Origin of the sequence: Enterobacter sp. CC120223-11 (assembly GCF_900215375.1) — a bacterium.
In the GTDB taxonomy this organism is placed as follows: domain Bacteria; phylum Pseudomonadota; class Gammaproteobacteria; order Enterobacterales; family Enterobacteriaceae; genus Scandinavium.
The window spans coordinates 241,253-252,033 of the sequence record NZ_OBEF01000006.1 but is presented as its reverse complement, the minus strand read 5'-3'; the positions used below and the strand labels follow the sequence as shown (position 1 = coordinate 252,033).

9 protein-coding genes and 1 tRNA gene are annotated in these 10,781 nt (G+C 56.2%); 9 read left to right on the top strand and 1 reads right to left on the bottom strand.

Annotated elements, in window-relative coordinates:
- Positions 1-17 precede the first annotated feature (17 nt).
- A tRNA-Gly gene (locus tag CRO87_RS09845) sits at positions 18-93 on the top strand.
- A gap of 269 nt (positions 94-362) precedes the next feature.
- On the opposite strand, the gene queG is transcribed toward CRO87_RS09845, so the two are convergent.
- On the bottom strand, positions 363-1,502 hold the full coding sequence (queG, locus tag CRO87_RS09840) for a tRNA epoxyqueuosine(34) reductase QueG (RefSeq protein WP_097162742.1): 1,140 nt from the start codon (positions 1,500-1,502) through the stop codon (positions 363-365).
- Between queG and nnr the strand changes: the two genes are divergently transcribed.
- From nnr to hflK, 8 genes are all read left to right on the top strand, one after another.
- Complete coding sequence (gene nnr, locus CRO87_RS09835; RefSeq protein WP_097162741.1) at positions 1,501-3,051, top strand: bifunctional ADP-dependent NAD(P)H-hydrate dehydratase/NAD(P)H-hydrate epimerase; 1,551 nt, start codon at positions 1,501-1,503, stop codon at positions 3,049-3,051. The genes queG and nnr overlap by 2 nt on opposite strands.
- Entirely contained in the window at positions 3,020-3,481 is a 462-nt protein-coding gene (gene tsaE / locus CRO87_RS09830) for a tRNA (adenosine(37)-N6)-threonylcarbamoyltransferase complex ATPase subunit type 1 TsaE (protein WP_097162740.1), read from the top strand. The genes nnr and tsaE overlap by 32 nt, the downstream gene beginning before the upstream one ends.
- 16 nt (positions 3,482-3,497) lie before the next feature.
- Positions 3,498-4,841 carry an N-acetylmuramoyl-L-alanine amidase AmiB gene (gene amiB, locus CRO87_RS09825; RefSeq protein WP_097162739.1) on the top strand — a complete coding sequence of 448 codons (1,344 nt, stop codon included), beginning with the start codon at positions 3,498-3,500 and terminating at the stop codon, positions 4,839-4,841.
- A gap of 10 nt (positions 4,842-4,851) precedes the next feature.
- Entirely contained in the window at positions 4,852-6,699 is a 1,848-nt protein-coding gene (gene mutL, locus CRO87_RS09820; protein WP_097162738.1) for a DNA mismatch repair endonuclease MutL, read from the top strand.
- Positions 6,692-7,639, top strand: coding sequence for a tRNA (adenosine(37)-N6)-dimethylallyltransferase MiaA (gene miaA / locus CRO87_RS09815; RefSeq protein ID WP_097162737.1), 948 nt, complete (start codon positions 6,692-6,694; stop codon positions 7,637-7,639). Before mutL ends, miaA begins: the two co-directional genes overlap by 8 nt.
- 123 nt (positions 7,640-7,762) lie before the next feature.
- A complete protein-coding gene (gene hfq, locus CRO87_RS09810; RefSeq protein WP_097162736.1) occupies positions 7,763-8,071 on the top strand; it encodes an RNA chaperone Hfq in 309 nt (102 codons plus the stop codon).
- A gap of 74 nt (positions 8,072-8,145) precedes the next feature.
- Entirely contained in the window at positions 8,146-9,426 is a 1,281-nt protein-coding gene (hflX, locus tag CRO87_RS09805; RefSeq protein WP_097162735.1) for a ribosome rescue GTPase HflX, read from the top strand.
- 80 nt (positions 9,427-9,506) lie between these two features.
- Positions 9,507-10,781, top strand: coding sequence for an FtsH protease activity modulator HflK (gene hflK, locus CRO87_RS09800; RefSeq protein ID WP_097162734.1), 1,275 nt, complete (start codon positions 9,507-9,509; stop codon positions 10,779-10,781).

Sequence of the window (10,781 nt, the reverse complement as noted above, 5' to 3'; positions counted from 1 at the left end):
AGATACGCACCACCCAAGCGGGAATAGCTCAGTTGGTAGAGCACGACCTTGCCAAGGTCGGGGTCGCGAGTTCGAGTCTCGTTTCCCGCTCCAAATTTTTAAATCTCTCTTTTTATCCACAGCGAATCACCGCGCTGGGGACGATTTTTATTTTCCCTGCCACACTCTTGTAAACAGACTTATCCACAGATCTCCGATGCTGTCTCAAAATCAAAAATGCTTCAAGATGTGAATGATATCTTTTTAATCTATTGATTTATAAAGATAAAAATAGATTTCAAACTGTTAGCGCGATCGCTTGACGTTTTTTTCACCCTTGAATTTGAATGCGTTTTTATTTTTATTCACACCCTGTGAATGAATTACGCATCCCTCGGCAGGCCTTTTTCAATCACCCGGACCAGACGTTGCTTTTGCGGCAGCTGGACTTCCACGACGCAGGCATTTCGCTTCTCAATTTGCTGCGCAATCGCCCAGGATATGTGTTCATCGAGAAGTGGGTGCTCACCCCGACGGCTTTCCAGCGCCTGCAAATTACGCTCATCCCACGGCGCATTGCCCAGTGCCACGCTGATATTTCGCAGCCAGCGCAGGTGGCCGATACGACGAATGGGCGATCCTTCGGTCACTTTCAGAAAGTAGGCTTCGCTCCAGGCGAACAGTTCGATGAGTTCCGGGGCGTGCAAAGCCTTACGCGGGCTGAAGTCATCTTCTACCGTCAACTGCGAGTAGCGATTCCACGGGCAAATCAGCTGGCAGTCATCGCAGCCGTAAATTCGATTCCCCATCAGCGGACGAAACTCTTCCGGAATTGCGCCTTCAAGTTCAATTGTCAGGTAGGAAATGCAGCGGCGTGCATCGACAGTATAAGGCTCCACAATCGCCCCTGTCGGGCAAATGGTCATACAGGCAACGCAGCGGCCGCAGTTTTCTTCCACTGGTTTATCAATGGGTAACGCCAGGTCTATCAACAGTTCGCCGAGGAAGAAGAAGGAGCCCGCGTCGCGGCTGAGAATAAGTGAGTGCTTACCTGTCCAGCCGAGCCCCGCTTTTTCCGCAATCGGGCGCTCCAGAACGGGCGCGGAATCGACAAAAGGTCTAAAATTCAGCGAGGCACACTGCTCCTGAATTTTGTCGCCCAACTTTTTAAGGCGATTACGCAGCAGCTTATGATAATCACGCCCGAGGGCATAACGGCTGACGTAACCGAGCGACGGATTTTTCAGGGTGCTGGCAAACGCCGCGTTGGCGGGCAGATAGTTCATCCGCACGCTGATGACGCGCAGCGTACCGGGCAGCAGTTCGTGAGGGCGGGCGCGCAGCATACCGTGGCGCGCCATCCACTCCATCTCGCCGTGGTACTGTTTGTCCAGCCATGCCTGCAGTTTGGGTTCACTGGCGCTGAGGTCGGTATCGGTGATGCCGACGTGCTGAAAGCCCAGTTCGCTGCCCCACTGCTTGATGTTTTGCGCTAATTGATTGAGATCGAGGGGCTGTGACATGACGGACCATACAATGACGAGAAACCCCGCAAGTATACCACACACCCTCTGGTCTGCGGATGACCTTCGTCGCGCTGAAATTGAGGCCGCTGACGCGCTCGGATTAACACTCTACGAACTTATGCTGCGCGCGGGCGAAGCGGCTTTCCGGCTCGCGCGTGACAATTACCCTGCAACAACGCACTGGCTTGTCCTTTGCGGCCACGGCAATAACGGCGGCGATGGTTATGTGGTTGCGCGTCTGGCGCAGGCCGCCGGTATTGATGTCACTTTGCTGGCTGTTGAAAGCGAAAAACCCCTTCCTGAAGAAGCCACTGAAGCACGTGAGGCCTGGCTGAATGCGGGCGGCGTTATTCATGCCGCGGATACCGCCTGGCCTGAGGATGTGGGTCTGATAATTGATGCGCTGCTCGGCACCGGCAGCAGCAGCGCGCCCCGCGAACCGATAGCTACGCTCATTGCTGAAGCAAACCGCCATCCTGCCCCGATCGTTGCGCTGGATATCCCTTCCGGCCTGCTCGCCGATACCGGAGCCACGCCGGGAGCGGCAATCCGTGCCACTCACACCATCACGTTCATCGCGCTGAAGCCTGGCTTATTGACCGGCAAGGCTCGCGACGTAACAGGCATTCTGCATCATCACGCGCTGGGCCTTGAGGCCTGGCTGGCAACGCAGTCCACGGATCTTCAGCGCATAGATGCCAGCCAGCTGGCGCAATGGCTGCCGCCGCGCCGTCCCACTTCGCACAAAGGCGACCACGGCAAGTTGGTGATTATCGGTGGCGATCATGGCACCGCTGGCGCAATTCGCATGGCGGGGGAGGCGGCGCTTCGGGCGGGAGCCGGGCTGGTACGGGTCCTAACCCGCGCTGAAAACATCGTACCGATTGTGACCGCACGTCCTGAACTGATGGTGCACGAACTCACGCCGCAAACTCTGGATGAGAGCCTTGAGTGGGCAGACGTTATCGTCATCGGTCCGGGCCTTGGGCAGCAGGCCTGGGGCAAGCAGGCGCTGCGCAAAGTGGAAAACGTCAGAAAGCCGATGCTCTGGGATGCCGATGCGCTTAACATTCTGGCAATCAATCCGGATAAACGTCACAATCGCATCCTGACACCGCACCCCGGCGAAGCGGCCAGGTTGCTGAACTGCAGCGTGGCGGAAATTGAACGCGATCGCTTACTTTCTGCGCAACGTCTGGTAAAACGGTATGGCGGTGTTGCGGTGCTGAAAGGGGCGGGCACGGTGATTGCCGATGAAGTACAGGGGATCGCCATTGTCGATGCCGGCAACGCGGGCATGGCTAGCGGCGGAATGGGCGATGTGCTTTCCGGTATTATCGGCTCGTTGCTAGGCCAGCACCTCTCGCCGTATGATGCTGCCTGCGCGGGCTGTGTCGCACACGGCGCAGCGGCGGACGAACTTGCCGCCCGTTACGGAACACGTGGCATGCTTGCCACCGATCTTTTTTTCACGCTTCAGCGTGTTGTTAACCCGGATGTGATTGACGTAAACCATGATAAATCGAGTGATTCCCTTACCCCATGAGCAGGCCACGTTAGATCTCGGCAATCGTATTGCCGGGGCATGCACGGGCGCGACCGTCATTTATCTCTACGGTGATTTGGGTGCCGGAAAAACCACGTTCAGCCGCGGCTTTTTGCAGGCGCTGGGTCACAAAGGCAACGTTAAAAGCCCGACTTACACCCTGGTTGAGCCCTACACGCTCGACAATCTGATGGTTTACCACTTCGATTTGTACCGCCTTGCGGATCCTGAGGAGCTCGAATTCATGGGGATCCGTGATTATTTCGCTGACAATGCCATCTGCCTGGTGGAGTGGCCGCAACAGGGCGCGGGTGTGCTGCCTGAACCGGATGTCGAAATTCACCTCGAGTACCAGGCGCAAGGGCGAGAGGCGCGCGTGACGGCAGTCTCCTCACTGGGTGAGTCTTTACTGGCACGCTTAGCCAGTTAACCTGAGGGATGACGGGATGATTTATCGCGTTAAAAGTTGGTTGGTGGCAAGCCTGATGCTTTTTTGCCTGCAGGCGACGGCGGCAAGCTTATCCGATATCCAGGTCTCCAATGGAGATAAGCAGGCCCGCATTACGTTCAGTTTTATGGGCGATCCTGATTACGCCTTCTCGCAGCAGGGAAAACGCAGCGTCGCGCTGGATATCAAACAAAGCGGCGTGATTCAGGGATTACCGCTTAATTTCAGCGGCAACAACCTGGTGAAAAGCATTCGTTCAGGTACGCCGAAGGACGATCAATCCTTACGCCTCGTGGTCGACTTGACCGGCGACGGCAAAACCCGCGCCGTAAAGCAGCAAAATGGCGCGAACTACCTCGTTATCTTCACCATCAATGCCGATGAGCCGCCTCCACCACCGCCTCCACCTGTGGTGGCAAAACGTGTGGAAGCGCCCGTTATCGCAGCAGCCCCTCGTCCTGTTGAACCTGCGCGTAACCCGTTCAAATCGCAAAATGACCGCATCACCAGCGCGACCAGCAGCAATACGGAAACGCGTCCGGCGGCAAGAGCACGTCCTGCCAGCGTCAGCGGAGATAAGGTTATTATCGCCATTGATGCCGGTCACGGCGGCCAGGATCCTGGCGCAATTGGCCCCGGCGGCACCAAAGAGAAGAACGTCACCATTTCGATTGCCCGCAAGCTGCGCGGCCTGCTGAACGATGACCCGATGTTTAAAGGCGTGCTGACCCGCGATGGCGATTACTTTATCTCCGTGATGGGCCGTTCAGATGTGGCGCGTAAGCAGAACGCTAACTTCCTGGTCTCCATTCATGCGGACGCTGCACCAAACCGCGATGCGACAGGGGCTTCAGTGTGGGTGCTTTCTAACCGTCGCGCCAACAGCGAAATGGCGGGCTGGCTGGAGCAGCACGAGAAACAGTCTGAGCTGCTCGGCGGCGCGGGCGACGTACTGGCGAACAGCCAGGCCGATCCGTATCTGAGCCAGGCGGTGCTGGATTTACAGTTCGGCCATTCCCAGCGCGTCGGGTATGATGTGGCGGTGGATGTTCTGAGCCAGCTGCAGCGCGTCGGCAATATTCACAAACGCCGTCCGGAACACGCGAGCCTCGGCGTTTTGCGTTCGCCAGATATTCCGTCGATCCTCGTTGAAACCGGCTTTATCAGCAATGGCGGCGAAGAGCGTCTGCTCGGCAGCGACAGCTATCAGCAGCAGATTGCCGAAGCGATTTATAACGGTTTGCGGAAGTACTTTGAGGATCATCCGTTACAAAGCGGGCCGCGTGGTGAGGCCTCGCAGACGGCCAGCGCCGCTGGCCCGAACGGAACGTTAATTAACTAAGGAGTGCTTCATGCCGATACAGGTTTTGCCCCCACAGCTTGCGAACCAGATTGCCGCTGGCGAAGTGGTGGAGCGGCCTGCATCGGTAGTGAAAGAGCTGGTTGAAAACAGCCTTGATGCGGGTGCGACCCGCATTGATATTGATATCGAACGCGGCGGCGCAAAGCTTATTCGCATTCGTGACAACGGCTGCGGCATCAAAAAAGACGAGCTGGCGCTGGCGCTGGCCCGTCACGCCACCAGTAAGATCGCTTCACTCGATGACCTTGAGGCGATTATCAGCCTCGGCTTTCGCGGTGAAGCGCTCGCCAGTATCAGCTCCGTTTCCCGCCTGACGCTAACCTCCCGCGTGGCTGAGCAGCCTGAAGCCTGGCAGGCCTACGCCGAAGGGCGCGATATGGATGTGACCGTCAAACCTGCGGCGCATCCCGTTGGCACCACGCTTGAAGTGCTGGATCTGTTTTACAACACTCCGGCACGCCGCAAGTTTATGCGCACCGAGAAAACCGAGTTCAGCCACATCGACGAAGTCATTCGCCGCATTGCGCTGGCGCGGTTTGACGTCACCATCAACCTGAATCACAACGGCAAAGCGGTGCGGCAGTATCGCGCGGTGGCGGAAGGCGGTCAGAAAGAACGCCGTCTTGCAGCCATTTGCGGCACGCCATTTGTGGAGCACGCGCTGGCGATTGAATGGCAGCATGGTGACCTGGCTTTACACGGCTGGGTGGCCGATCCGAAACACAGTAATGCACAGCTGGCCGAAATTCAGTACTGCTATGTGAATGGCCGTATGATGCGTGACAGGCTTATCAATCACGCGATTCGTCAGGCCTGCGAAGATAAACTCGGTGCCGGAGAACAGCCCGCGTTCGTGCTGTATCTGACCATCGATCCGCATCAGGTCGATGTGAACGTGCATCCGGCGAAGCATGAAGTGCGTTTTCATCAGTCCCGTCTGGTGCATGATTTTATCTATCAGGGCGTGCTGAGCGTGCTGCAGCAGCAGATGGATTCGCCATTGCCGCTGATGGAAGAGGTTGCAGAACCCGCCCCGCGTGCATTGCCTGAAAACCGCGTGGCTGCCGGGCGTAACCATTTCGCTGAACCTGCCGTTGCCCGCGAACCCGCCGCACCGCGCTACAGCGCATCTTCAGGCGGCAGTTCGCGCAATGAGAGCTGGCCAAATGCGCAGCCGGGTTACCAGAAGCAGCAAGGGGCGTTGTACAAGCAACTGCTGGAGACGCCGGTCGCAGAGCGCAAGCCCATTATGCCTGCCGCGCCGGAAAGTTTGTCCGGACACAGCAACAGCTTTGGTCGTGTGCTGACAATTATCGCGGCCGACCGCGCGCTGCTGGAACGTGACGGTCAGCTGAGCCTTATGGCGCTGCCGGTGGCAGAACGCTGGCTGAAGCAGGCGCAGCTCTCGCCGGAAAATTCCCCGGTGTGCGCTCAGCCTTTACTGATCCCTCTGCGTTTAAAGGTCAGCGCTGATGAGCAGGCTGCGCTGGCTAAATCCTTACCCGTTTTAGGGCAATTAGGCGTTGAAATTCAATCAGAAGCGCAGCATGTGACGGTGCGAGCGGTGCCTTTACCCTTAAGACAACAAAATTTACAAATCTTGATTCCTGAACTGATAGGCTACCTCGCGCAGCAATCGACGTTCGATGCGGTGACGCTGGCGCAGTGGTTAGCGCGTAATCTTGCAAGCGAACATGCGCAGTGGAATATGGCGCAGGCGATTGCCCTGCTGACGGACTTAGAACGCCTTTGTCCGCAGTTGGTGAAAGCGCCGCCGGGTGGCCTGTTACAACCCGTTGATTTGCTTACGGCGATGAATGCCCTTAAACATGAGTGACGTAACACAGAGCCTGCCCCAGGCCATTTTTTTGATGGGGCCAACGGCCTCAGGTAAAACCGCGCTGGCGATTGAGCTGCGTAAAGTTTTGCCCGTTGAGTTGATTAGCGTGGATTCCGCCCTTATTTATCAGGGGATGGATATCGGCACCGCGAAGCCGGATGCCCGTGAGCTGGCCCTGGCCCCTCATCGGTTACTGGATATTCGCGATCCGGTGCAGGCGTACTCCGCCGCGGATTTCCGCCGCGATGCGCTGGCCGAGATGGCCGAAATCACCGCCGCTGGCAGAATTCCGCTGCTGGTGGGCGGTACAATGTTATATTTCAAAGCGTTGTTGGAAGGTTTGTCGCCCTTACCGTCGGCTGACCCGGCCGTCAGGGCCAGAATTGAGCAACAGGCAGCAGAGCAGGGATGGAATGCCTTGCATCAGCAACTTCTGGAAATTGATCCGGTTGCCGGTGCGCGTATTCATCCAAATGATCCGCAAAGACTTTCCCGGGCACTGGAAGTTTTTTTCATTTCGGGTAAAACTTTAACGGAACTGACGCAAACGTCAGGAGACGCTCTGCCGTACAAGGTGCATCAGTTCGCTATCGCCCCGGCGAGCCGTGAACTGCTCCATCAACGCATTGAGCAGCGTTTTCATCAGATGTTGGCTTCAGGTTTTGAAGCAGAAGTACGGGCGCTTTTTGCCCGTGGTGATTTGCATACGGATATGCCTTCCGTTCGTTGTGTGGGATACCGCCAGATGTGGTCATACCTTGAAGGTGAAATCTCATATGATGAAATGGTTTATAGAGGTATTTGCGCCACGAGACAGTTGGCCAAGCGTCAGGTGACCTGGTTGCGCGGTTGGGAAGGGGTTCACTGGTTAGACAGTGAGCAACCTGAACAGGCGTTCAACGATGTGTTAAAGGTTGTTGATGCGGGCCTGGGCTGAACGTGTAAAATTAAGACGTATCGTGCGCAATTTTTCAGAATCGAAAGGTTCTAAGTACAAGCCCGAAGTTTGTGGGTAACACCCTGAAAACCGTGGGTATAACAAGCATATAAGGAAAAGAGAATGGCTAAGGGGCAATCTTTACAAGATCCGTTTCTGAACGCACTGCGTCGGGAACGCGTTCCGGTTTCTATTTATTTGGTGAATGGTATTAAGCTGCAAGGTCAAATTGAGTCTTTCGATCAGTTCGTGATCCTGTTGAAAAACACGGTCAGCCAGATGGTCTATAAGCACGCAATTTCTACGGTAGTTCCGTCTCGTCCGGTCTCTCATCATAGCAACAACGCGGGCGGCGGTACTGGTAGTAACTACCATCACGGTAGCAACGCGCAGTCTTCTTCTGCGCCACAAGACAGCGAAGAAACCGAATAAGGTTGATGGCTGTTTTTCCATGTCGGGGAGCCCGTTTTTTCGGTTCCCCGCTGGTCTTTTAGGAGATATTTCGCTTGTTTGACCGTTATGACGCCGGTGAGCAGGCGGTGCTGGTACACATCTATTTTTCGCAAGACAAAGATATGGAAGACCTTCAGGAGTTCGAATCCCTGGTCTCTTCCGCCGGTGTCGAAGCAATGCAGGTGATTACCGGTAGCCGTAAAGCGCCGCACCCAAAGTATTTTGTTGGTGAAGGTAAGGCTGTCGAAATTGCGGAAGCCGTGAAAGCAACGGGGGCCTCCGTTGTCTTGTTCGACCATGCATTAAGTCCGGCCCAGGAGCGAAACCTGGAGCGTTTGTGCGAGTGCAGGGTTATCGATCGTACCGGTCTTATTCTCGATATTTTTGCTCAGCGTGCGCGTACCCATGAAGGGAAACTGCAGGTTGAGCTGGCGCAGCTGCGCCATCTGGCGACGCGCCTGGTGCGCGGCTGGACCCACCTTGAGCGCCAGAAGGGCGGGATTGGTTTGCGTGGCCCGGGTGAAACCCAGCTCGAAACCGACCGTCGCTTGCTGCGCAACCGTATTATGCAAATTCTCTCCCGTCTGGAGAGAGTTGAGAAGCAGCGCGAACAGGGTCGTCGTTCGCGAACCAAAGCCGATATTCCGACCGTGTCGCTGGTGGGTTACACCAACGCCGGGAAGTCGACGCTGTTTAATCAGATTACTGAAGCCGATGTTTACGCGGCGGACCAGCTGTTCGCCACGCTCGACCCGACTCTGCGCCGCATTAACGTCGCAGACGTGGGTGAAACCGTGCTGGCGGACACCGTCGGCTTTATTCGCCATTTACCACATGATTTAGTGGCGGCGTTTAAGGCGACTTTGCAGGAAACGCGTCAGGCGACGCTGCTGCTGCATGTGATTGACGCCGCTGACGTGCGTTTGCAGGAAAACATTGATGCAGTGAATGTTGTGCTCGATGAAATCGAAGCCGACGAGATCCCGACGCTGCTGGTGATGAACAAGATAGATATGCTGGACGATTTCGAGCCGCGTATCGACAGGGACGATGAAAACAAACCGATTCGGGTCTGGCTTTCTGCCCAGACCGGTGTCGGTGTACCACTGCTTTTCCAGGCTTTAACGGAACGGCTTTCCGGTGAGGTGGCTCAGCATACGCTGCGCTTACCGCCGCAGGAGGGGCGTCTCAGAAGTCGTTTTTATCAGCTTCAGGCGATAGAAAAAGAGTGGATGGAGGATGACGGTAGCGTCGGTCTTGAAGTCAGGATGCCGATAGTCGACTGGCGTCGCCTCTGTAAGCAAGAACCTGCGCTGACAGACTATGTTGTCTGAGAGCCAGTTGGCCTGAAGATTATTCGCCTTTATGCCCGGTAGCCCGGGCATACACCGCATAACAAATATGGAGCATATACATGGCGTGGAATCAGCCCGGTAATAACGGACAGGACCGCGACCCGTGGGGAAGCAGCAATAATCAAGGCGGCAACTCTGGGGGAAATGGAAACAAAGGTGGTCGCGATCAGGGGCCTCCTGATCTGGATGATATCTTCCGCAAGCTGAGCAAAAAGCTCGGTGGTCTGGGCGGGGGTAAAGGCGGCTCAGGCGGCGGCAGTAACAACTCTTCTTCTCAGGGACCACGTGCGCCGATGGGCGGACGCATCGTCGGCATTGCTGCCGCAGCGGTCGTTATCTTCTGGGCTGCCAGTGGTTTCTATACCATCAAAGAAGCAGAACGCGGCGTGGTCACTCGCTTCGGTAAATTCAGCCATCTGGTTGAGCCAGGTCTGAACTGGAAGCCGACGTTTGTTGATGATGTCACCCCGGTTAACGTGGAAGCCGTGCGTGAACTGGCCGCTTCCGGCGTGATGCTGACTTCTGATGAAAACGTAGTGCGCGTAGAAATGAACGTGCAGTACCGTATCACCGATCCGCAGAAATACCTGTTCAGCGTGACCAGCCCGGATGACAGCCTGCGTCAGGCGACCGACAGCGCCCTGCGTGGCGTGATCGGCAAATACACCATGGACCGTATTCTGACCGAAGGCCGTACCGTTATTCGTAGCGATACCCAGCGTGAACTGGAAGAGACCATTCGTCCTTACAACATGGGTATCACCCTGCTGGACGTCAACTTCCAGACCGCGCGTCCGCCGGAAGAAGTGAAAGCCGCGTTTGATGATGCCATTGCCGCTCGTGAAAACGAACAGCAGTACATCCGCGAAGCTGAAGCCTACACCAACGAAGTTCAGCCGCGTGCGAACGGTCAGGCGCAGCGTATCCTCGAAGAGGCGCGTGCGTACAAGACTCAAACCGTGCTGGAAGCTCAGGGTGAAGTCGCGCGTTTCGCGAAAATTCTGCCTGAGTACAAAGCTGCCCCGCAAATTACCCGTGAGCGTCTGTATATCGAAACCATGGAGAAAGTGCTGAGCCACACCCGTAAAGTATTGGTCAACGATAAGGGAGGCAACCTGATGGTGCTGCCGCTCGACCAGATGCTGAAAGGTGGTGCTGCCCCGGCAAAAAAGAGTGACAGCAGTGGTGCCAACAGCCTGTTGCGCCTGCCGCCTGCCTCGAACTCTGGCAATGCCAGCAGCAACAGCAACACGCCGGCCACAAGCGATGCCGATATCATGGACCAACGCCGTGCTAACGCACAGCGTAACGACTACCAGCGTCAGGGGGAATAA

Coding starts and splice junctions, on each gene's coding strand:
- queG (WP_097162742.1), bottom strand. CDS start 1,502: ATGTCACAGCCCCTCGATCTCAATCAATTAGCGCAAAACATCAAGCAG.
- miaA (WP_097162737.1), top strand. CDS start 6,692: ATGAGTGACGTAACACAGAGCCTGCCCCAGGCCATTTTTTTGATGGGG.
- amiB (WP_097162739.1), top strand. CDS start 3,498: ATGATTTATCGCGTTAAAAGTTGGTTGGTGGCAAGCCTGATGCTTTTT.
- tsaE (WP_097162740.1), top strand. CDS start 3,020: ATGATAAATCGAGTGATTCCCTTACCCCATGAGCAGGCCACGTTAGAT.
- hflK (WP_097162734.1), top strand. CDS start 9,507: ATGGCGTGGAATCAGCCCGGTAATAACGGACAGGACCGCGACCCGTGG.
- hfq (WP_097162736.1), top strand. CDS start 7,763: ATGGCTAAGGGGCAATCTTTACAAGATCCGTTTCTGAACGCACTGCGT.
- nnr (WP_097162741.1), top strand. CDS start 1,501: ATGACGGACCATACAATGACGAGAAACCCCGCAAGTATACCACACACC.
- mutL (WP_097162738.1), top strand. CDS start 4,852: ATGCCGATACAGGTTTTGCCCCCACAGCTTGCGAACCAGATTGCCGCT.